At 46.2% G+C, this 21,160-nt stretch carries 22 protein-coding genes; 13 read left to right on the forward strand and 9 right to left on the reverse strand.

Going from position 1 to position 21,160, the window contains the following annotated elements; translation table 11 throughout:
* Positions 1-3: 3 nt before the first annotated feature.
* Positions 4-1,071: an alanine racemase gene (gene alr, locus XMA152_RS06685; protein WP_173483103.1), complete on the reverse strand. Its 1,068-nt coding sequence runs from the start codon at positions 1,069-1,071 to the stop codon at positions 4-6.
* Between the two features lie 2 nt (positions 1,072-1,073).
* Positions 1,074-1,463 (reverse strand): RidA family protein, encoded by a 390-nt coding sequence (locus XMA152_RS06690; RefSeq protein ID WP_173481365.1) that lies wholly within the window; start codon positions 1,461-1,463, stop codon positions 1,074-1,076.
* Positions 1,464-1,572: 109 nt separating this feature from the next.
* Between XMA152_RS06690 and XMA152_RS06695 the strand changes: the two genes are divergently transcribed.
* Positions 1,573-2,337, forward strand: a complete 765-nt coding sequence (locus XMA152_RS06695; protein WP_173483104.1) for a TlyA family RNA methyltransferase — start codon at positions 1,573-1,575, stop codon at positions 2,335-2,337.
* 35 nt (positions 2,338-2,372) lie between these two features.
* Here the strand turns inward: XMA152_RS06695 and ftsZ are convergent, their stop codons facing one another.
* The 4 genes from ftsZ to XMA152_RS06715 all read right to left on the reverse strand — a co-directional run bounded on the left by ftsZ (position 2,373) and on the right by XMA152_RS06715 (position 6,298).
* Positions 2,373-3,578, reverse strand: a complete 1,206-nt coding sequence (gene ftsZ, locus XMA152_RS06700; RefSeq protein WP_173481367.1) for a cell division protein FtsZ — start codon at positions 3,576-3,578, stop codon at positions 2,373-2,375.
* Between the two features lie 65 nt (positions 3,579-3,643).
* The gene (ftsA, locus tag XMA152_RS06705) at positions 3,644-4,921 is read right to left on the reverse strand and encodes a cell division protein FtsA (protein ID WP_173481368.1); all 1,278 of its coding nucleotides are present in this window, start codon (positions 4,919-4,921) and stop codon (positions 3,644-3,646) included.
* Between the two features lie 47 nt (positions 4,922-4,968).
* Positions 4,969-5,430 (reverse strand): Lrp/AsnC family transcriptional regulator, encoded by a 462-nt coding sequence (locus tag XMA152_RS12825; RefSeq protein ID WP_173483105.1) that lies wholly within the window; start codon positions 5,428-5,430, stop codon positions 4,969-4,971.
* Between the two features lie 511 nt (positions 5,431-5,941).
* Positions 5,942-6,298 (reverse strand): hypothetical protein, encoded by a 357-nt coding sequence (locus tag XMA152_RS06715; protein WP_173481370.1) that lies wholly within the window; start codon positions 6,296-6,298, stop codon positions 5,942-5,944.
* Between the two features lie 50 nt (positions 6,299-6,348).
* Between XMA152_RS06715 and XMA152_RS06720 the strand changes: the two genes are divergently transcribed.
* The 4 genes from XMA152_RS06720 to XMA152_RS06730 all read left to right on the forward strand — a co-directional run bounded on the left by XMA152_RS06720 (position 6,349) and on the right by XMA152_RS06730 (position 8,392).
* Positions 6,349-6,660, forward strand: a complete 312-nt coding sequence (locus tag XMA152_RS06720) for a hypothetical protein (protein WP_173483106.1) — start codon at positions 6,349-6,351, stop codon at positions 6,658-6,660.
* Between the two features lie 11 nt (positions 6,661-6,671).
* Positions 6,672-7,322: an O-methyltransferase gene (locus XMA152_RS06725; RefSeq protein WP_173483107.1), complete on the forward strand. Its 651-nt coding sequence runs from the start codon at positions 6,672-6,674 to the stop codon at positions 7,320-7,322.
* A 110-nt stretch (positions 7,323-7,432) separates the two neighbouring features.
* Positions 7,433-7,558 carry a hypothetical protein gene (locus XMA152_RS12830; RefSeq protein WP_371813291.1) on the forward strand — a complete coding sequence of 42 codons (126 nt, stop codon included), beginning with the start codon at positions 7,433-7,435 and terminating at the stop codon, positions 7,556-7,558.
* 123 nt (positions 7,559-7,681) lie between these two features.
* On the forward strand, positions 7,682-8,392 hold the full coding sequence (locus tag XMA152_RS06730) for a hypothetical protein (RefSeq protein WP_371813292.1): 711 nt from the start codon (positions 7,682-7,684) through the stop codon (positions 8,390-8,392).
* On the opposite strand, the gene XMA152_RS06735 is transcribed toward XMA152_RS06730, so the two are convergent.
* Entirely contained in the window at positions 8,389-8,763 is a 375-nt protein-coding gene (locus XMA152_RS06735) for a translation initiation factor Sui1 (RefSeq protein ID WP_173481374.1), read from the reverse strand. The genes XMA152_RS06730 and XMA152_RS06735 overlap by 4 nt on opposite strands.
* Before the next feature lies 1 nt (position 8,764).
* The gene (locus tag XMA152_RS06740) at positions 8,765-10,084 is read right to left on the reverse strand and encodes a deoxyguanosinetriphosphate triphosphohydrolase (RefSeq protein WP_173483108.1); all 1,320 of its coding nucleotides are present in this window, start codon (positions 10,082-10,084) and stop codon (positions 8,765-8,767) included.
* A 276-nt stretch (positions 10,085-10,360) separates the two neighbouring features.
* Here XMA152_RS06740 and XMA152_RS06745 point away from each other — a divergent pair, with 276 nt between their 5' ends.
* The 8 genes from XMA152_RS06745 (at position 10,361) to XMA152_RS06780 (ending at position 20,460) form a co-directional block, all read left to right on the forward strand.
* Complete coding sequence (locus XMA152_RS06745) at positions 10,361-12,001, forward strand: ABC transporter substrate-binding protein (protein WP_173483109.1); 1,641 nt, start codon at positions 10,361-10,363, stop codon at positions 11,999-12,001.
* A gap of 75 nt (positions 12,002-12,076) precedes the next feature.
* Entirely contained in the window at positions 12,077-13,051 is a 975-nt protein-coding gene (locus tag XMA152_RS06750) for an ABC transporter permease (RefSeq protein ID WP_173483110.1), read from the forward strand.
* A gap of 15 nt (positions 13,052-13,066) precedes the next feature.
* Positions 13,067-13,984, forward strand: coding sequence for an ABC transporter permease (locus XMA152_RS12605; protein ID WP_371813293.1), 918 nt, complete (start codon positions 13,067-13,069; stop codon positions 13,982-13,984).
* Entirely contained in the window at positions 13,981-14,955 is a 975-nt protein-coding gene (locus XMA152_RS06760) for an ABC transporter ATP-binding protein (protein WP_173483111.1), read from the forward strand. Before XMA152_RS12605 ends, XMA152_RS06760 begins: the two co-directional genes overlap by 4 nt.
* A gap of 1 nt (position 14,956) precedes the next feature.
* A complete protein-coding gene (locus XMA152_RS06765) occupies positions 14,957-15,976 on the forward strand; it encodes an ABC transporter ATP-binding protein (RefSeq protein WP_173483112.1) in 1,020 nt (339 codons plus the stop codon).
* A 36-nt stretch (positions 15,977-16,012) separates the two neighbouring features.
* Complete coding sequence (locus tag XMA152_RS06770; RefSeq protein WP_173483113.1) at positions 16,013-17,011, forward strand: LacI family DNA-binding transcriptional regulator; 999 nt, start codon at positions 16,013-16,015, stop codon at positions 17,009-17,011.
* 191 nt (positions 17,012-17,202) lie between these two features.
* Positions 17,203-18,936 (forward strand): hypothetical protein, encoded by a 1,734-nt coding sequence (locus tag XMA152_RS06775; RefSeq protein WP_173483114.1) that lies wholly within the window; start codon positions 17,203-17,205, stop codon positions 18,934-18,936.
* 15 nt (positions 18,937-18,951) lie between these two features.
* Complete coding sequence (locus XMA152_RS06780) at positions 18,952-20,460, forward strand: glycoside hydrolase family 16 protein (protein ID WP_173483115.1); 1,509 nt, start codon at positions 18,952-18,954, stop codon at positions 20,458-20,460.
* Positions 20,461-21,063: 603 nt separating this feature from the next.
* Here the strand turns inward: XMA152_RS06780 and XMA152_RS06785 are convergent.
* The coding region (locus XMA152_RS06785; protein WP_173482665.1) for an IS3 family transposase at positions 21,064-21,160 on the reverse strand (97 nt) is incomplete at its 5' end.

The following is a 21,160-nucleotide window of genomic DNA, read 5'->3' on the forward strand; positions in this document are numbered from 1 at the left end:
GACTCACTCAGAATACCGCCTAGGAACACGCGCTGTTAGCCCCGCAAACAGCGTGTAGTCGATGGTATCGCAGCATTTAGCGACCCTATCCGCAAGTAACTGTTCATTGAACATGATCACCTCATCACCTACCGACACTGACGGCAAATCGGTCACATCAACGGTAATCATATCCATTGAGACACGACCGACGATCGGTGCTTCAACACCATTAACCAACACAGGTGTACCTTGCTTCGCTTGGCGCGGATAGCCATCGGCATACCCAATGGCGATCGTCGCAATTTTACGAGGTGATTCCGCGGTATAGGTTGCACCGTAACCCACCGACTCACCCGGTGAAATATCGCGCAACGCAATAATGGCTGTTTTCAGCGTCATAGCAGGCTGCAAACCTTGCAAACCCAGCTCACTCGGCGTTCCACCATAAAGCCCAATGCCTAGCCTCTGCCAACTATCAGCAGGCGTTGCTTGGGTAAAAATTCCGGCAGAGTTAGCAAAACTACTGAGGTTAGTTTTGACTGGATTAAACCGCGACTGTGCAACCTCATTACGAGGATGGGCAGGCTGATCGGCGCAGGCAAAGTGACTCATCATAACCGGTGTAGGCAGTCCCTCTATAGAGGAGAACTGCTCCATTACACCCGCTACGGCATCTGCATCAAAACCGAGGCGATGCATACCAGAGTCCACTTTTAACCAGATCTGTGGTCGCCAATCGGTCGTCGACAGATAGCGAATTAGCCACTCAATTTGATAGTCACTGTGACAGACCACCCAAAAGTTTTGACGCTCACAAGAGGCTAACTCCTCCTCTGAAAAGCAACCTTCAAGCAGCAGAACAGGCGCTTTAAGGCCACCCTCACGCAGCTCTAGCGCTTCCTCGATAGAGGCAACACCAAAGGCATCGGCATCAGACTCTAAGGCTAGCGCCACCTTAACAGCGCCATGACCATAAGCATTCGCTTTAACCACGGCCAGAGTTTTGGCCTGCAGATTTTGCTGCTTGGCCAGTGCCAAATTATGTTTGAGGGCAGCTAAATCAACCTCAGCAACAAGAGGACGAGGCATGATTAGTCGGCTGTCACCATGATGGCATCGATCTCGATATCGACTGACTTAGGCAACTCTTTCACAGCAAACGCAGCACGCGCTGGATAGGGCTCGTCGAAGTAACGCGCCATCACCTCATTGACCTTGGCAAAGTGCGACATATCACTCAAAAGAATAGTCAATTTCACTGCTTCGTTGAGCGAGCCACCTGCCGCTTCAGCAATCGCTTTTAAATTTTCAAACACCTGAACGGCCTGCGCTTCGAAGCTTTCAGTCACCAGCTCCATCGATTCTGGAATCAAAGGAATCTGACCTGAGATGTAGACCGTGTTACCCACTTTGACAGCTTGTGAATAGGTACCAATGGCAGCCGGTGCATTGGGTGTAGAGATGGTGCTGCGATTAGACATGAAGCGCTCCTGATCAAGAATATTAAACTCAGGCCATTATCGCAGAGATCCTGGTTCTGACAAGTAGTAGAACTTTGTTTACTATTAGCCAACTAATTTGGGAGCCAAGATGAAACGCGCTGATCAACTACTGCTGGATAAAGGTCTGTGTGATAGTCGCACGCAAGCACAACGTACCATTAAAGAGGGGCGCGTTAGCTACCTTGATAAAGCCTGGCGCACCTTAAGCAAACCCGGCATCAAGCTTCCCGAGTCGACTGAGTTTCAGGTGACTCTGTCTGAAGTCGACCAGTACGTTTCGCGTGGTGCACTGAAACTGAAAGGCGCCGTTGAGATCTGCCAAATTGATCTTAACGATGTTCATGCCATCGATGTTGGACAATCAACCGGTGGCTTTACCGATTACCTCGTTCAACAGGGTGCCGCCTCTGTACTAGGTATTGAAGTGGGACATGACCAGCTGGCACAGAAGCTGAGATCCAACCCAAAGGTGACCTGCCTTGAAGGCTATAACGCGCGTGAACTCAAGCCTGAGCTAAAAGCACACAGCCCCACTGGACAGTTTGATCTAGCCGTTATGGATGTCTCATTCATTTCGCAAACCCTTATTTTGCCGGGACTTTGCCAACTACTGGACAGAGGGAGCTACCTAGTCACACTGGTGAAACCTCAGTTTGAGTTAGGAAAGGAGCACATAGGCAAGGGGGGAATCGTCAAATCGACGGATCTCTATAAAGAGCTGGAGGAGCGTTTTAAAACGCTGATGTCCGAGTTAGAGATGAGAGTAGTGACCTACATCGACAGCCCTATTAAAGGGGGTGATGGGAATCACGAGTTTCTGCTCGTCGCAGTAAAAGACCCGCTCACCCAATAATGGGGAGCGGGAAACCTGGACGGTTTAAAACTTAATTAATCGGCCTGACGACGCAGGAAGGCTGGGATATCCAAGAACTCCATATCATCAGTACCGGTTTTCTGTTGTACTGGCTCTTCCATCTCAACCGCCTGCTCGGCTTGTTGAGCCTGACGATTACGGATTACTGTTGGCAACTCAAGCTGGCTGAAATCAGAGGCCGTAGGTGGCGCCGTTTTCACCTCTACTTGAGTTGGACCACCGGTTGTCACATCACTGTTTACAACACGGGCACCCGCCTGTTGAGCCTGAGCTAAACCAGTCGCTACTACCGTGACTTTGAGCTCTTCACTCATATCTGGATCGATAACGGTACCGACCACAATGGTCGCATTGTCTGACGCGTACTCTTCAACAATTTCACCCACTTCAGCGAACTCACCCAGGCTAAGGTCCATACCCGCTGTGATGTTCACCAAAATGCCACTTGCGCCTTTCAGATCAACATCTTCAAGCAGTGGACTCTTAATCGCCGCTTCCGTCGCTTCTGCTGCACGCTCATCACCACGTGAATGACCAGTACCCATCATGGCCATGCCCATTTCAGACATCACCGTACGAACGTCTGCAAAGTCGACGTTGATCATACCCGGACGGATAATGAGGTCAGCAATGCCTTGAACGGCGCCCTTAAGTACATCGTTGGCTTCACCAAAGGCTTTGATCAAGCTGGTGTTTTTACCTAGCACAGGAAGCAGTTTCTCGTTAGGGATAATAATCAGAGAGTCGACCTGCTCCTGCAGCTCACGAATACCCTCTTCCGCAATCTTCATGCGTTTTTTGCCTTCAAATGGGAAGGGTTTAGTGACGACCGCCACCGTCAGAATTCCCATCTCTTTAGCCACTTCGGCAACGATCGGTGCAGCACCCGTACCGGTACCACCACCCATGCCAGCAGTGATGAAGACCATGTCGGCACCACGCAGAGAGTCGGCAATCTGTTCACGGTCAGAGACCGCTGCCTGACGACCAACATCCGGGTTAGCGCCCGCACCCAAGCCTTTCGTCATATCACCACCGATATGAAGGGCTGTACTGGCGGCCATTTTTCCAAGTGCCTGAGCATCGGTATTGGCACAGATAAAATCTACACCCTCTACATCCGACGCGACCATGTGGTTGACTGCGTTACCGCCACCACCACCGACACCGACAACTTTGATTACTGCGTTCTCGTTTGTATCTTCTACTAACTCAAACATATCTTCCTCCAGGTTTTATGTAAGGCAGGCCCGATCTTTGCCGGTTACTGCCAACTAAGCTCTGATTAAAAGTTACCTTTTAACCAAGATTTTGTTTTAGAGACCCACCCTTCTGATGGCTCTTTTTTAACTCGTTTTTTCTCAGGCTGATGCTCAGCAATATCGTCCGGCATCAAACCAAAATCGGTCATTGTTTCGGCATCCACATGCTGATCAAGGTCGTTATCCGCCGAGTAGAGCAACAGACCAATCGCCGTTGCGTAGATAGGGTTACTCAACAGATCATCAACACCGCCTACACCCGTTGGCTTAGCCAAACGAACAGGCATGTGGAATATCTCTTCAGCGAGCTCAACCGCGCCTTCCATCTTCGAAGTACCGCCGGTCAGGACGATGCCGGCTGCCGCTAGATCTTCAAACCCACTGCGGCGAAGCTCTTGCTGAACTAGGGTAAACAGCTCTTCATAACGCGGCTCCACCACTTCAGCCAGAGCTTGGCGTGATAGATCTCGCGCAGGACGATCACCGACGCTTGGAACTTTGATCGTCTCATCAGCACGCGCTAACTGCGCCAATGCACAGGCGTACTTCATTTTGATCTGATCGGCATGCTGCATTGGGGTGCGCAATGCCATGGCAATATCATTGCTGACTTGATCGCCCGCAACAGGAATCACAGCTGTGTGACGAATTGAACCTTGAGTAAAGATCGCGATATCGGTGGTACCACCGCCGATATCAACCATGCAGACACCCAGATCCTTCTCATCATCAGTCAACACCGCGTAACCCGATGCCAACTGCTCAAGAACTACGGCATCGATCTCAAGACCACAGCGGCGAACACACTTCTCAATATTCTGAATGGCGTTAGTCGCACCGGTAATCAGATGAACCTTAGCTTCCAAACGCACACCGGACATGCCAAGCGGCTCTTTGATGCCCTCTTGGTTATCAATCAAATACTCTTGCGGAAGGATGTGCAGAATGCGCTGATCCGCCGGAATCGCGACCGCTTGAGCAGCCTCAATGACACGCTCTACGTCTGATTGAGTCACCTCTTTACTCTGCAGAGCAACAATACCGTGTGAGTTTTGACTCGCAATATGGCTACCAGAGACGCCCACACTGACTGAGTGAATTTTGACTCCCGCCATCAACTCAGCCGCTTCAACCGCTCGCTGGATCGACTGCACAGTAGATTCGATGTTAACGACCACACCGCGTTTTAAACCGCGTGATGGGTGAGAGCCGACGCCCACGACCTCAATATCACCGTCCGTACCGATCTCGGCCACCATACAGACGACCTTAGAGGTACCGATATCAAGAGCTACAATCATTTTTGAATCCACGATTCACACCCAATTTTCATTACGTTTAACCATTGTTATGCGCTCTCCGGCGCGTACTCCAAGTGATTGACGATTTCGCGTAAAGCAAACGACGTCTGCATACGTGAAACATGCGGTAAATCACTCAAAACCTTTCGGCGCAACCGTTCAAAGTCACGCAAATCTCTTGCTGCTACCTTTAATAGATAATCCGCATCGCCGCTCATTAGGTAACAGAATCTGACACTCGGGACCTTAGCAACCGCACGCTCAAACTCTGATTGAGCCGCATCAGACTGGCTATCGAGCGTAATTTCAACCATGACGGTGGCGGTATAACCAACCTTATCGGGATCTACGAGTGCGGTGTAACCAGAAATGATGCCGTCTTTTTCTAGACGTGCGATACGGCGAGACACGGCCGAGCCTGAGAGACGAACGCTATCCGCGATCTCATTCGTGGTGCGACGTCCATCTTGCTGGAGCGCACGAATTATCTCCCAATCTTTAGCATCCACAGATTACAAATCCTAAAGCCAGTGATGACGATTAAATCGTCCATTGCTCAAAATATACACAACCCAACCAAGCATTCCAACACTTAACGCAAAATATTTGCGTTTATCTTTAATTTAATGACAAATTTTTGCAAAAACTACCAATGCAACCCATATAAATCATATAAATAACAATATTTTCTAATTTACGCACAAATTTTGCGTCATTATTGAGAAATAAACAGTAACTTAATTATATTTACAAAAAATTAACGAAACTAATGCAAATTATAGATATGAAACAACAATACTAACACACAAATAAAACGCCAATAATTTTTAATTTATGCAAAATATTTGCATTAAAATTAGATTGTAAGCACAAAATCAAAATATATTATTGATAACCGGCAAAAACACTCTCTTAGGTTTACATTAGATTTACACATAACATCGCAACATTTTTGCGTCATAAGAACTAAAAACAAAAAACGCAGCCGAGGCTGCGTTTTTAGGTAGGACAAATTAACGATTAGGGCCAGTAGATATAGAGCACCGCAATAGAGGCCAAGGTAGCAGGAACTGTTAAGAATAGTGCCTTGGTAGCACCGATCAATTTGACCACCAATAACTGATGCACGATCGGGAAGGTGATGAACATTGAGCTCAATGGAATCGACCAGTGCAAGGTCTGAAATCCATAGGCCAGAGAACCCACCAGCGTTAGGGCAGCAAGATTACCGAGCACCACCATCATGACCATATTCTGCTTCACCGCAAACCATGCAGGACGATCAGATTCTGGCATTTTGTTGATGGCACCTACACTCAGCGCAGCCGACATTGAGAAGACGCCGGTTAACAGAAAGATGTATAGCGATTCGTTCATAGTTATAATCTCCTTTTAGCGATATTGTACGGACCTGCACAGAGATTAAAATGAAAGTTAGACAAATAATTTTAGGATCGCTCACTGCACTTGCACTCACTCCAACCGCCAACGCTCTTAGCGATGAAGGGAAGCACTGGGTGTGCGAAACCGAGTCTCTCTATCGCTCGCTGTTGAGCGCACGTCTATACGGAGTGGGCAAGGAGCCAGAACAGGGCTGCCAAACCCTACCTACCGGTGTCGCAATCAGCCAGCAAAGCTGCATTGAGTCTGATATTAAACTTTGCCAATACCTTTGGACCGAAGATGGAAAGAGCGTCACCATGTGGGGCAGTGCTATCATCTCCACCCTTAATCAATAACTGAGTATCCCATGCCTGACTTTCTCGTCGACGAACAGGTCGAAGACTATGCCTTTATCTCTACTTCAGCAGAGCCCGAACTCCTGCAAGAGTTGATCGACCAAACCAACCAAAATATGGGATGGCCGCAAAAGCTATCTGGCCGCCTGGTCGGCCGAACACTTAAGATGCTCTCTGCGATTGCTCAGCCGAAACGCGCCCTTGAAATTGGTATGTTCACAGGCTATTCAGCGCTATCCATTGCGGAAGGTATGCCGGAAGATGGCAAGCTTATCTGCTGTGAAACCAACCCACGCGCGATCGACTTCGCAAAAACTTTTTATGAGCGAAGCGAACACGGCAAGAAGATTGAAGTGATCTTCGGCCCTGCCATCGACACCCTTGAGACTCTCGCAGATCAACTCGATGGCCCATTGGATTTCACCTTTATCGATGCCGACAAACGCAACTACCTAAACTACTACTTAAAGGTTAAAGAGCTGACTCGCCCAGGTGGCTTAATCGTACTTGATAACGTGCTCTGGTCTGGCAAGGTCATTCAACCAGAATCCGATATCGATGATGTGTTAGTTGAAACAAACCGACTGATTGCAGAGGACCCCGAGGTGGAAAACGTCTTTCTGACTCTGCGCGACGGTGTCAACGTCGTTCGAAAGCTCTAAATTGAACGTCATGCATATCTTAAGAAAAAAATTTCATGGGATATGCAATTTTCATGAAATCCACTCACGTTTATACTAAGCCACACTTAAAAGAAGCAATTGGAATAGAGATGAGCTGCTCACTTCAGGACAAATTAATCGGTACGGACCAAGGGGTTTATGTCATCGGTACTACCCCACCCAAAATGGGCACCGAAGATGAAGTGATGTCAGGCATTGCTGACAAGCTGCTGTAACGACTCGACCGTATCGCGTTCGATGGCATTATCGTTTATGACATTCAGGACGAGAGCACTCGCATCGACACACCTCGCCCATTCCCCTTTGCTCAAACACGTGACCCGCGCCACTACGCTAAATTGCTTCACGAAAAGAGCGGCTGCGGAACCATCACCTACAACAGTGTTGCTCAAGGTAGTCGACAAGAGTTTGAAGAGTGGGTAGAAGAGACGACTGAGACCTACCACCAGAACAATATCGTCCTGGTTGGCGCCCCCTCCTCGGAAGGTGACTACAAGTTCAGTTTGAATGATGCCTACCAATCACTGGAAGAGTCTCATAAAACAATTGCCCTTGGCGGTGTCTGTATCGCAGAGCGCCATCAGAAAAAAGGCGATGAACACGAGCGCATGGTGACCAAGCAGAAAGAGGGCTGTCACTTCTTCATCTCGCAAGCGGTTTATAACGCACAAGCGACCATCGACATGCTGACCTCCTATGCTCGTCGCTGCAAACAGCTCGATATGGAGCCGGCACGAATCATTTTGACTTTCACACCTTGTGGCAGTGAGAAGACCCTTGAGTTTATGAAGTGGTTGGGTATTTCGGTACCAGAGGCGACCAGCTACCGAATTTTGGATGCCGATCAGCCACTTAAAGAGTCTATTAAGATCTGTTACACCAACTTGCAGATGATTTTGGAATCTTGCGCCGAATTGGATCTACCGCTCGGCTTAAATATCGAGAGTCTTACGAACCGCAAAGAGGAGATTGATGCGGCAATACAGCTTTACTCTTTGCTGCGCGCCCGAATGGAACTGGCACTCTCGGAGCGAGCAATCGGCCTCTAACCGCCCGCTAACTTAACGGTAAAACCCTCTTTCTCTAAGAGGGTTTTAAGTTTGTCGCGGTGATCACCTTGAATCTCAATAATTCCCTCTTTGACAGCACCGCCTGAACCACACCCCTGCTTCAACTTTTTCAGAAGCGTCTTTAATTCAGACTCAACTCTTGGCACACCGGAAATGGTAGTGACGGCTTTGCCTTTTCGCCCAGAGGTTTCACGACGAATGCGAACTACCCCATCCATTGCGGCAATGCGCGTCTGCTCTGCCTGCTCTGAACAGATACAAGCGGTTAACGCTTCGCCACAATCAGGACAGAGGTTACCTTTTTCCGTGCTGTAGACGAGTCGACTAAGCTGATCTTGAAGTGATGCCATATTAAACCTTTATTCCTCCACCGATCTGTCGAGCAAGGTAGCTTGCATAGGAGTCGGTCATACCGCTAATAAAGTCCAAGGCACGCATGTAGCCTTGATAGAGCGACTCACCCGAAGAGGGGGCATGAATCCCCATCAGACCGATAATCTTTTCACTGCGATAACAGAGATCTTCTCCCTGCTTTTGGTGCTGCTCCCAGACCGCCTCGATAAAAGCCTCAACCAACACACCTAGAATAGTATAGGCACCCACCTCTAGCTCTGCTTTTCGATTGTCTGGAAAGACCCGCTCTTGGGCGATACGTTTCGCTGCAGCCAACCCATCTCTGACCATGGGGTCACCGTCACTGAGAAGCTCGCCCTGATATTGGCCTGACATAATCTCAGGCAGCTGATCGGCAAACACCTGCACCGCTGAGTCGACCATATTCTCCATCGCTCGACCACGAAGCGCCGAAATCTTGCGACGTGCAGAGGCCTGCGTCGCGAAGATCTCATCATCAAACTCCAGGTCGCCGCAAAGCGTTAACAAGATAGGTTTAACCTCATCGAAACTAAGCAGGTTCAACTCAATAGCATCTTCAAGATCCAATATGGCGTAGCAGATATCATCAGCCGCCTCCATAAGGAAGTTCAGAGGGTGACGCGCCCAACGATCCTCTTCAAGCTGAGGCAAACCAAGATCTTTCGCCAGTGATGCCACCAGAGGAAGTTCCGCTTGATAACAGCTGAACTTACCCTTTTTACCACCGTGACGCGCCGTCCAAGGGTATTTCAATAGTGTCCCTAGGGTTGGGTAGGTTAAACGCAGACCACCATCAAAGAGATGGTTCTCGATCTTGGTAACGACTCTAAGCCCCTGCGCATTGCCTTCAAAGGTTTTCAGATCTAAAAACTCGTCGTCAGAGAGCTGCGAAAAACGCTCATCCTCTTGACGCTGACGGAACCAATCACGAATGGCGTACTCGCCAGCATGACCAAAAGGGGGGTTACCAATATCGTGAGCCAGACAGGCCGACTGAACAATCATCCCCAAGTCATCAGGCGATATGCCCTTAGGTAGCTGATCAGCAATCAACTCGCCGGCACGAATGCCCAGACTACGCCCAAGACTGCCAACCTCAATGGAGTGAGTCAGACGAGTATGGATGTGATCGTTAAGGGACATAGGGTGCACTTGCGTCTTACGACCCAAGCGACGGAAAGCACTACTAAAGATGATTCGGTCATGATCTTTGTGGAAGTGGCTTCGACCCTGCTCTGCCGATTCTACTTCGTCGTGACCATAACGTTTGCGCGTTAGCAGCCTTTCCCAATCCATTTACACTCTCCCAAAAACAAGGTTTGGAGTGTGCACTTTCCGACACAAAATTTCCACAAAACCCATAGCTAACAGCCTGTGAAGAATTAAAAACCAATCGACAACCGATAAAAAGCCGTAACAAACATTACAAAAGAGTCTTGCGCAACCTGATTGCGTGTTATATCTTTTATGAAATCGTTTTCATAAATTACACGACGGTATACCATGCTGTCATGAAAAACTTGAAAACGTTGCCAAGAAAATGGCGACGTCACAAAAATAAGAGGCAACAACATGAAAAAGCTAACCTTAGCAATTGCAGCCACTATATTGGCTTCTTCAGCGCAAGCATCCACCCCCAAACAGGGTGGAACATTGACAGTACCCATCATCACCCAGACATTCGTATCAGACTTTAACCCCTACTCTGGTGCGCAAGCTGACATGGTTAGTGGCACGATGTACGAGCCTTTGTATGTAATCAATACTTTGAAGGGTGATATCAACTGGCGCCTTGCTGAGAGCTATGAATACTCAGACGATCTAATGTCCATGACCATCAACCTAAAGAGTGGTCTAACCTGGTCGGATGGACAAACGATCGATGCAGATGATCTTCTTTTCTCACTAAATCTTGGCAAAAACGACGCAAAATTAGACGCTACCGGTCAATGGGGTTCGAAAAAGTTTGAGTCAGTTGAAAAAATCGACAACCTAACAGTAAAAATCAACTTCACCGCTAAAGACAGTACAATTGACTGGCATCTTCCGAGACTACATGTTGTTCCAGAACATATTTTTGCGGGTGTTGAAGACATTTCATTGTTTAAAAATGAGAACCCAGTAGGTTCAGGTCCTATTACTGAAGTAAAACAGGTTCGTGACAACCAAATTGAAATATGTCGCAACCCTAATTATTACAAAGCCGATCAGGGACTGCCCTACCTGGATTGTATTAAATTCCGCCAATACACAGACAACTCTCAAATTCAGGCAGCTCTAATTAACGATGAGATTGATTGGGGCTCAAACTTCATTTCAGACATAGACAAAACTTATGTAGCAGCGAGCCCTGAAACACACGGTTATTGGTACCCTGCTAACGACCTGATCAATATTTACTTGAATACTCGCGAACTCCCGTTCAGTGATGTTCGCTTCAGACAGGCGTTTTCAATGGCCATGGACCGAGAACTAATTGTTGATCTGGCCGCTTACGGATACCCAACCGTTGAAACGCATGTAACCGGAATTGGAGAATTCTTCAAAACACACTTCAATGACGAAGTTAATGCGAAATACGATTACCTAGCAGAATATAACCCTGAAAAAGCAATGCAATTGCTGGATGAAGCTGGGTACAAAGATATTGATGGGGATGGTTTTGTAGAGAATCCCGACGGTTCACCAATCGACTTTGAGATTCAGGTTGTTAATGGTTGGACAGACTGGGTTCAAACAGTGCAAATGGTTAGTGAGTTTCTAGCTGAAGTTGGCATTAAAGCCTCTACCAAAACAGTTGACTGGTCTGTATATGATACCGCCCTGAAAGATGGTACCTATCAGGCGTCCATCAACTGGTCTCGAACAAACGGCGAAGATCCGATCCAAGCCTACAGCGATTACTACTACACAGCTAAACAGGGACTCTCTTGGCATACCAATCACGGTATCAGCAGCCCAGAGGTCGATGCCCTAATTGACGAGTACTCGGCTACATCTGACAAAACGCGTCGTAAACAGATACTGGCTGAACTAATGGACTTCACAGGGAAAAATCTCCCATTTGTTCCATTATTCTCAAACCCAACTTGGTATCAGTACAACTCGACTCGTATTGATGGCTGGCCAACCGAAGAAAATGACTTTGTTCAACCCGTATTCTATAACGGTGGTAACAAGCTGTTGGTCTTTGAGCAACTATACGCCAAGTAATCGATCTACCCCCAAACAGAGTTTGGGGGTATCAACAAACCCATCTTTGCTGCTCCAAATCAAACAGGTGATCTCATGGGCTTTATCCTTAGGCGCTTTATGTTTTATTTAATAGCGATACTAATTGCTATTACTTTCAACTTTCTCATTCCAAGACTCATGCCAGGTGATCCTGTTGACGCACTGTTTGCTAGTGCGCAAGGCAGAATGCCTTTGGAGACACTGCAGGCTTACAAAGAGATGCTCGGTTTTGTGGATGGGCCGCTTTGGATTCAGTATTTAGAATATCTAAAGAGCATATTCACCTGGGACCTTGGGCCGACGATCATGCTATACCCTCTTCCAGTATCAGAGCTGCTAGCGGCTAAGCTTCCGTGGACTATCGGCCTTGCCGGCATGTCTACTGTTATCTGTGTCATGATTGGTCTAATCATTGGTACATTCGCTGCCTACAACCGAGGTGGCTTTACAGACCGATTTATGCCTGCTTTCTGGGCATTTGTAGGTGCAATGCCACAACCTGTAACCGCACTATTTTTGTTCTTTATATTGGCACTTAGCTGGAAGGTTTTCCCTCTATCTTATGGTGCCAATCCGGATCTAGATCCCGGCCTTACATGGGAGTACATAAGCAGCGTACTTCACCACGCCATTCTTCCAATCACCTGTATGATTGTAGGTGGCATTGGCGCTTGGATATTTAACATGCGTAACGCAATGATTAACGTGCTAGGCGAAGATTATATCACCATGGCAAAAGCCAAGGGTTTGTCTAACCGAAGAGTAATGACCCACTATGCAGCAAGAAACGCACTCCTCCCGGTTGTAACTGCTGTTTCAATGCAAATAGGTTTCGTAATGGCTGGCGCCATCTTCATTGAGACAGTCTTCAATTACCCTGGAGTTGGGCTACTTCTATTCAAGGCCTTAGGAGCGCGCGACTACCCGACCATGCAAGCTTGCTTCTTAATGATCGTTGTCTTCGTTCTGGTATTTAATTTCATAGCCGACCTTCTTAACCTTTGGCTAGATCCTCGTCTGCGTAAATAATTAGAGGTTTTAAAAGTGTTTAATAATAAGTTCTTTTCATTTTTACGAAGATTTTATAAAGGAAATCCAGCAGCCATTATTGGTTCAATCATTGTAGCAACCGTTCTATTCATGAGTATCAACGCAAGCTGGATCGCAGAAAATGACCCAAATAAACGGGTTGCTCGAGGCCACCAACCGCCCAGCGCCGAACTGCTTCTTGGTTCAACACGCTCGGGTAAAGATGTATTCAGTCAAGTTCTACACGGTGGAAAGATCTCACTATTGGTTGCGTTCAGTGCCGCAGCTATCACAACTGTAATTGCCGTCGCAGTTGGCATTAGCGCTGGCTACTTTGGTGGTCGTGTTGATGAAATCCTGATGTCGATGACCAATATTGTTCTAGTATTTCCGCAACTCCCCTTACTAATCATCATCGCTGCATTTGTCGGGCAAGTGGGGCCACTGGTAATCGCCTTAATCATAGGGCTCTCTTCCTGGGCATGGGGTGCAAGGGTAATACGTTCTCAAACTATGGCGATAAGGAACAAGGAATTCGTTCTAGCAGCTGAAGTCATGGGAGAATCTAAATTTAGAATCATTTTTGTTGAGATCCTTCCCAACCTAATCAGCATAGTTGTTGGTGGAGCAATGGGCACCTGTATTTATGCGTTAATGGCTGAAGCAGGGCTAGAATTCTTGGGCCTAGGAGATCCAACCATAATCACTTGGGGCACTATGCTTTTTTGGGCTCAGTCTAATTCTGCATTCATTGTTGGCGCTTGGTGGGACATGGTCGTACCTGGGGCTGCAATAGCAATTTTCGGTGGCGGTTTGGCACTACTCAACATGTCCATTGACCAGGTTTCGAATCCAAAACTGAAAACAGGTGGCTACATTAAAACTTGGCGCAAGATGAAAGCAGAGACTGAAGCTAAGAGGGCAGCAGCATGAATGAACCACTGCTAACGATTAACGGGCTCTGTGTGGATTATGTCACTGATAACGGTAATGCGAGAGCCGTCAATCAAGTAGATTTAGAGATATATCCAGGCGAAACAGTCGGTTTAGCCGGAGAATCCGGTTGCGGTAAGAGTACATTGGCTTTTGCTATCGCCAATTTACACAGTGCACCTGCCCTTATAACAGAAGGTGAAATCCTTTTTGAAGGTCGTGATGTTCTTAAAATGTCAGACGAAGAGTTGCGCAGTTTTCGCTGGGCAAAAGCAAGCATGGTTTTTCAAAGCGCTATGAACGCGCTAAACCCTGTTATTACTATCGGAGAACAACTCACGGACGTCATCCTTGCACATGAAAACGTCACAAAAGAGGAGGCCATCAATCGTGCAAAAGAGAACCTCGAACTCGTTGGCATACACCCCTCTAGAATTAACTCCTATCCACACCAGCTCAGTGGCGGAATGAGGCAACGAGTTGTTATTGCTATCGCTTTGATACTTAGGCCAAAACTAATCATTATGGATGAGCCAACTACTGCGCTGGACGTAGTCGTTGAAAGAGACATTATGGACCAACTATATGATCTAAAAGAGCAGTTTGGCTTTGCGATTCTGTTTATTTCTCATGACCTGGGGCTTATGGGTGAGATCACTGATCGAATTGGTGTGATGTACGCTGGAAAGATGGTCGAACTGGGTAACACTAACGAAATAATGGATGAGCCTAAACACCCATACACTCAGGGCCTGTTAAAGTCTTTCCCTACCATTCATGGACCTAAAGTACGACTAGAAGGAATCCCGGGCAATCCGCTTAACCTCCTTGAAACACCTAATGGCTGTTTTTTCCAAGCAAGATGTGAGTTGTGTGAAGATGCGTGCAAACAGACCCAGCCTGAGCTCATCAAAATTAGTTCCGAATCAGATCGCAAGGCTGCTTGTCATTTAGTCGAGGTGAGAGCATAAGATGAACACACTTTCCCAAACAGTTTACGAACACTCACCGGTCATCGACAAAGATACACTTTCTGTTGATGATTTGGTTATTGATTTTGCTTTGGATAATGCTCTATTCAATCGCAAATACATGAGGGCGGTTAACGGTGTGAGCTTCACCATAAAATCGGGAGAAGCTTTGGCCGTTGTAGGTGAATCTGGAAGTGGCAAAAGCACCTGCGCACGAGCCCTAACACGCCTTTATGAACCTACTAGCGGTAATCTAAGCCTCAATGGGAAAAATATTAATGATAAACAAAACCCCATTAAACAGGCTGATCTAGCTAAAGAAATACAAATGATCTTTCAAGATCCATTTGGCTCACTTAATCCAGTTCATACAATCCGCCATCATCTATACAGACCTATCAAACTTCATATGCCACACCTTAAAGGTGAAGCCATTGAGAATTACATGATTCAGATGCTGGAGAAAGTAGGTCTTACACCGGCTAAGCAGACAGCAGACAAATATCCACACGAGCTCTCCGGCGGTCAGAGGCAGCGTGTCGCTATTGCAAGAGCCGTAGCCACGGGAGCAAAGTTCATATTGGCTGATGAGCCAATATCAATGCTAGATGTTTCAATTCGTCTGGGCATCTTAAACCTAATGTCTGACATGAAAGATGAAGGAATTGGCTTTCTTTATATAACACACGACATTGCAACAGCACGTTACTTTGCAGAAAGAACAGCCGTAATGTACGTGGGACACATGGTTGAATGGGGTGAAAGCGACTCTGTTACACAAAATCCACAACACCCTTACACACAACTGTTGATCAGTGCTGTACCCGAGGTTGGCAAAAAAAGAGTTGAAGGCTCAATCAAAGATAAAACGCAGGGTCAAATACCGTTATGGACCCCTGAATCAATAGGTTGTCCGTTCGCATCTCGTTGCCCCAAAGCCACAGAAAAGTGCAGTCTGGAAATGCCACCAGTACAGCAATTGGGTGAAGACCACTTCGCTCGCTGCTTTGCTATTGGTTAGTGTATGATCCAACTTTTAAATTTATGAGTTAACAGCGTGAACAAGTCCAGTATTTTAGAAGTTGCCAAATTGGCAGGCGTATCCCCTTCTACGGTATCTCGAGTAACCAATAACAGATCCATTGTTAAAGAAGCTACTCGTATAAAAGTTGAAGAAGCTATGCAAAAACTGGGCTATACACCTAACTCTGCTGCTCAGTCACTATCTTCTAAGCGAACGAATACTATCGGCATGGTTGTAGCTATGCTGGACGGCCCATTTTATGGACCGATGATTTCAGGCGTAGAGTCCACTCTCAGAAAACAGGGCAAGCACCTACTAATAGCAAGTGGGTCGGGTTCAGCAGAGGGCGAAGAAGAAGCAGTTGAATTCCTTCTTAACAGACAAGTTGATGGATTAATTCTTTTGACTGAATGGTTGGATAGACGCTATCTAAAAGAGCTCGAAAAGCGTGTGCCTTTTTACATGATTAACCAACATCACGACAGTCTAGACCATCGTGTCATGTGGCTCGATGACGTTGAAGGTGCCTACAACGCAACAAAGTACCTTATCAACAAAGGCCATACTAAAATAGCATGCATTAGCGGCCAAGAGTTTAAAACAGATGCTAATGATCGTGTGCTTGGTTACAAAAAGGCATTAAAAGAAGCCAATATACCAGTCCTCGACGACATGATCGTAAGGACTAGCTTTGAAGTGAGTGGCGGCTTACAAGGCATGGAGCAACTCAAGGCGAACGGTGTTGAATTTACCGCAGTGTTTGCTGGAAACGATGAATCTGCCATTGGTGTGTTAACTTGGGCCAATCAACACAATGTATCCGTTCCTGCACAACTATCAGTCATCGGTTACGATGACATATTGCTATCTCAACACGTCACACCTCCATTAACCACTATGCATGCCCCTAATTTCGAAATGGCAAAATCATGTGCTGAAAAGGCTTTCAACGAAATCTACCACAAAGCCGACCCATCAGGTGCAAAATTTGTAACCACCTTAATCGAAAGATCGTCAGTCAAGGCTATTTAATCCTCTATACCCTGCTATGTGTCAAAACTGTTGAATAGTGGTCGAATCTTTCTGATTTGACGTAATAATTAAAAATAATAATAAAAGCAAACTTGTAATCAGTTTTATTTGCATGAAAAAATAAAATATTGCATCATTAATGAAAACGATTTCATCGCTATCCAAAAGAATAAACAAAGGGACAGTTGAACGTGAAAATTCTAAATACATCTACCAATAAACTGCTTTTGGCAATTCTAGCCGCAAGTCTTACAAGCCAACTGTCTCACGCTCGCGGCCCAGACCTACCGGTTGAATTTCTAGGCGGTTCCATAACCCTGGACGGAGTCATTAGAGATACTAATGAGAACGTTGGTGACAGAGCCAGAGATGGCGGTCATTCCATCAATATCGACTTAGGCATAAATGCACTCGGGTTTGCGGGTGAAGCAACAATCAATGGCATGTGGAAAAGTGCGGACTTTGGCGATCAAGTATTCCGTTATGGTGACAGAATGCTATCGGGTTCAGGGCTAAAAAATGCCGGCGAACAGGTTGAGCTGTATAGCTTTCAGGCATCGCGATTAGGTGATTCTGCGGATATACATCTTTTTTATCATGTGCCGCGTTTTCACTGGGGGTATGAAGGTGATGCATTTGGATTGTTGATAGAGACAACCAATATGTATGACCAGGACATTTGGAACGAGAAGGCACCCTTCGGTGTTGAAATCGTCGCAAAAAACGAATTGGAAGGCCTTAAAATTCTGGCAGGCAAAGAGATTTACTGGGGCGCCGAACCAATGGTCATGGCAAAGTATCAGTTTGGTAATAAGGATCAGTACTCTTTAATTGCATCTACAGAAACAACAGGTAGCGATCGACAAAAACAGATTAGCTTACAGGGTGGTTATGAGCTGAGCGACGGTACAACTCTTGATTTAGGCATTCTATGGTCGGGGGCTCATAAGGTTGATGATACTTATTTGTACGAAGTTGGCACCAATGTCTATCAAGATACGATTAAAAACACCGACGCACTCGCACTGAAAGCACGTATCACTGAAAAGTTGAGTGGATCTACAGAACTCTACACAGAAATAAATTATGCCGGCTTGGTTGCTGATGCTGGGGAGCATCAGGAAATCTGGGACACGGAACTCCCATACACAAGCCAAGGTAACAAGAAGACTGTTGAACTAGGTTCACGGACCACAAGCGGTAACTGGATGTTCTCACCAAGAGTTTTCTATCGTGAAAATCTTGTAGATGCGATGACTGAACAGGCTCAAGCACTCGGCACTAACTACCAACGCGCTCTTGCACAGAACGATACAGGCGTGCCAGTGTCACCTTTTGCAGTATTGGGCAATCGTAAAGTTCGCGCTTATGAGCTGTTTATCACCTACGATACTACTCCAGGTACATTCTTTTATGATTGGGATAACTATTTAAAAGAGGATGCGCCCTTTGCGTTTAACCTAGGCATAACGCACATGGATTTTCATGGTAACACCGACTCTAATGTTATGGATTGGGGCGCTGCAGATGCTGGTCGAAATAAAGAGAAAGTCACCAAATTCACTGGGCGATTTGGTACCAACCCAACGAAAACAATTCGCTTGTACACAGACTACAGTTTCGGTGAGCAGCAGCCGGTCTTTTCTGACAAGCCTGTAAATCACTTTACAAGCATTGCCAGCAAAATCATTCACAACACAAACAACATCTACTCAGTCTCTTACGACCGAAACAAGTTTGGAGAGTATGATTTCCAAAGTGTTCAGGGTATTAAATTCGATTATCAAAAATCTTTCGGTTACGAGCGTCTCCTCAACATAGGCAATGATGGTTCTAAAGTTGGTTTTGTGGCCAAAGAGAGAAAAGAGTCTGAGTCCCAAGTTACCTCTTGGGAAGTGAACGCATATTTGACCTATACCTTCTAAAAACGAGTTTTTGATATGGTAAATTCAAAGTTATTTATTGGCGCCAGTGCGTTGGCTTTATTCTTACCGACAGCTGTCTTTGCCAGCGAAAACAGTGATCATACATCGATCCAATACGCCTTGGATAAAGGTTGGAAACTTGTCTGGAATGATGAATTCGACGGTAAAGATGTTGATGAGTCTAAATGGGATTGGGAAGAGAACTGCTGGGGTGGTGGTAATAACGAACTTCAATGTTATACCGATCGCCACAAAAACTCATTCATTCGTGACGGCAAGCTGGTTATTCAAGCACACAAAGAGACCTTCCGTGGACTTGCTGATGTGGAAGAGTCAGGTACTAAAGAGAAAAAGACTCTACCTTACACTTCAGCGCGTCTGCGCACCAAAAACAAAGGCGATTGGAAGTTTGGCCGAATTGATGTTCGCGCAAAACTCCCTGCTGGCCAGGGTTTGTGGCCCGCTATATGGATGCTACCCACAGACAGCAAATACGGCACCTGGGCTGCAAGTGGTGAAATTGACATTCTAGAGATGGTAAGCCAAGCCGAAGATGATCCGAATAAAGAGGTTCACGCAACCTTACACTACGGTCGTACCTGGCCAAACAATGCGTATTCAGGCTCAACCTATGAATTTGAGGAGTCAGATCCAACTAAAGATTTTCACACTTACTCATTAGAGTGGGCTGATGGTGAAATGCGCTGGTACATCAACGATCATCACTGGGTCACCCAATATGCATCAGGTTGGTGGACTCAAGTACCCGATGAAAATGGTGATCTCTATAATGTCGAAGGAAACGCACCTTTTAATGAACGTTTCCACCTTCTACTCAATTTAGCAGTAGGAGGTACATGGCCGGGTGATCCAGACGATTCAACTAAGTTTCCAGCAGAGATGGAAGTTGATTTCGTTCGGGTGTACTCATGCCCGGGTGCGGAGGCGTCATTAAGAGGTTGTGCCACGAAGAATCGTCGTGCAGAACGAAACTTTGGAACACAAGCACCGGAAATCGTTAAATACGATCCTAACTTTATCAATGCAGATGTTGTAGATGTATTTGTTGATGAAGCTATTCCACCATACACTTTAGGCACCTACGCTGCCGGTGGCAGCATTGACACCCTTTTAGTTGATGCTGGTGGTGAACGAGGAAAAGTAACTCAACTTACTTACAAAACCGATGAGGGTGTAGCCTACTGGCAAAGTCTACAGGGCCATGACTTCAGTCCATTCGAGGCAGTTGAATTCGATCTACTTAAGTTGGCTGATCCTCGTTCAAGCGGTGACATTATCATCAAAGTGGATTGTGGCTACCCTTGTAGTAGTGGTGAATACAAACTACAAAATGTTTCACTGGGTGAGTGGAAAACTTACCGTGTTCCACTTCAAGCTTTAGTAGGAAATTCAGGATCTTCTTTAGATTTGAAGAAAGTTAACACGCCGCTGGTTATTGCACCTGAAGGTGGCAATCAAATGGGCGTTGTGCTTCAAGTTGATAATGTAAGAATGCTTCGCTAATTGATAATTGTCGATAGATAAGCCGGTTATTCAACCGGCTTTTTTTGTGGCCTTAAAATAGCTAAGTACCAACTATGGAGTAAGGCTTTTACCTCTCAGCTAACTCTTCGCTGTAGTTTTCTCCACCATGGAAGTTACCCTCAAAAGAGTGCAATACTTCATGGCCTAGCACTTCGTTGCTAATACCTTGGCCGAGTGTAATTTCACAGGGATTGTACTTTCTACCTGTAGATTTAAACGTCTTATTGGGTGTCCAGCTAGCACAACTCTGATACCTAGCGACAGCTTGAGGATAATTGGTACCAGCCCCTTCATTAAAGCTTTCGTGGACATCTTCGACAAATTTCAGCTGTATAAAAGAGATATTTCGGTGTACGACAGGCATTGTTTTGTTTGGATATGCACGAATAGAGCTGCAAATAAAGTTAGGATGTCATTAATACTGGTAAAGCCTTAGCGGTCTATGAATGAGCAAAACCTATAACAAAATAAAAGAGTTAGAGAGAATAGACAGTCTTTATCCTTTGCAAATGTACGTCTTCCCTAAACGAACATAAAAAAGCCTCGGAAAACTGAACTGACCCCATAAAGTTGGACTCATTTCTAAGCGGCGCTCAAGGCCTGATTTCGATATGCTATCGGACTCAGGCCTTTTAGTTTAAGCTTAATTCGCTCGTTGTTGTAATAATCAATGTATTCT

This window comes from Marinobacterium sp. xm-a-152 (genome assembly GCF_013282965.1).
In the GTDB taxonomy this organism is placed as follows: domain Bacteria; phylum Pseudomonadota; class Gammaproteobacteria; order Pseudomonadales; family Balneatricaceae; genus Marinobacterium_E.

What these genes read in the sequence shown, in the direction of transcription:
- alr (WP_173483103.1), bottom strand. Translation starts at nt 1,071, where the DNA reads ATGCCTCGTCCTCTTGTTGCTGAGGTTGATTTAGCTGCCCTCAAACAT.
- XMA152_RS06690 (WP_173481365.1), bottom strand. Translation starts at nt 1,463, where the DNA reads ATGTCTAATCGCAGCACCATCTCTACACCCAATGCACCGGCTGCCATT.
- XMA152_RS06695 (WP_173483104.1), top strand. Translation starts at nt 1,573, where the DNA reads ATGAAACGCGCTGATCAACTACTGCTGGATAAAGGTCTGTGTGATAGT.
- ftsZ (WP_173481367.1), bottom strand. Translation starts at nt 3,578, where the DNA reads ATGTTTGAGTTAGTAGAAGATACAAACGAGAACGCAGTAATCAAAGTT.
- ftsA (WP_173481368.1), bottom strand. Translation starts at nt 4,921, where the DNA reads ATGATTGTAGCTCTTGATATCGGTACCTCTAAGGTCGTCTGTATGGTG.
- XMA152_RS06715 (WP_173481370.1), bottom strand. Translation starts at nt 6,298, where the DNA reads ATGAACGAATCGCTATACATCTTTCTGTTAACCGGCGTCTTCTCAATG.
- XMA152_RS06720 (WP_173483106.1), top strand. Translation starts at nt 6,349, where the DNA reads ATGAAAGTTAGACAAATAATTTTAGGATCGCTCACTGCACTTGCACTC.
- XMA152_RS06725 (WP_173483107.1), top strand. Translation starts at nt 6,672, where the DNA reads ATGCCTGACTTTCTCGTCGACGAACAGGTCGAAGACTATGCCTTTATC.
- XMA152_RS12830 (WP_371813291.1), top strand. Translation starts at nt 7,433, where the DNA reads ATGAGCTGCTCACTTCAGGACAAATTAATCGGTACGGACCAAGGGGTT.
- XMA152_RS06735 (WP_173481374.1), bottom strand. Translation starts at nt 8,763, where the DNA reads ATGGCATCACTTCAAGATCAGCTTAGTCGACTCGTCTACAGCACGGAA.
- XMA152_RS06740 (WP_173483108.1), bottom strand. Translation starts at nt 10,084, where the DNA reads ATGGATTGGGAAAGGCTGCTAACGCGCAAACGTTATGGTCACGACGAA.
- XMA152_RS06745 (WP_173483109.1), top strand. Translation starts at nt 10,361, where the DNA reads ATGAAAAAGCTAACCTTAGCAATTGCAGCCACTATATTGGCTTCTTCA.
- XMA152_RS06750 (WP_173483110.1), top strand. Translation starts at nt 12,077, where the DNA reads ATGGGCTTTATCCTTAGGCGCTTTATGTTTTATTTAATAGCGATACTA.
- XMA152_RS06760 (WP_173483111.1), top strand. Translation starts at nt 13,981, where the DNA reads ATGAATGAACCACTGCTAACGATTAACGGGCTCTGTGTGGATTATGTC.
- XMA152_RS06765 (WP_173483112.1), top strand. Translation starts at nt 14,957, where the DNA reads ATGAACACACTTTCCCAAACAGTTTACGAACACTCACCGGTCATCGAC.
- XMA152_RS06780 (WP_173483115.1), top strand. Translation starts at nt 18,952, where the DNA reads ATGGTAAATTCAAAGTTATTTATTGGCGCCAGTGCGTTGGCTTTATTC.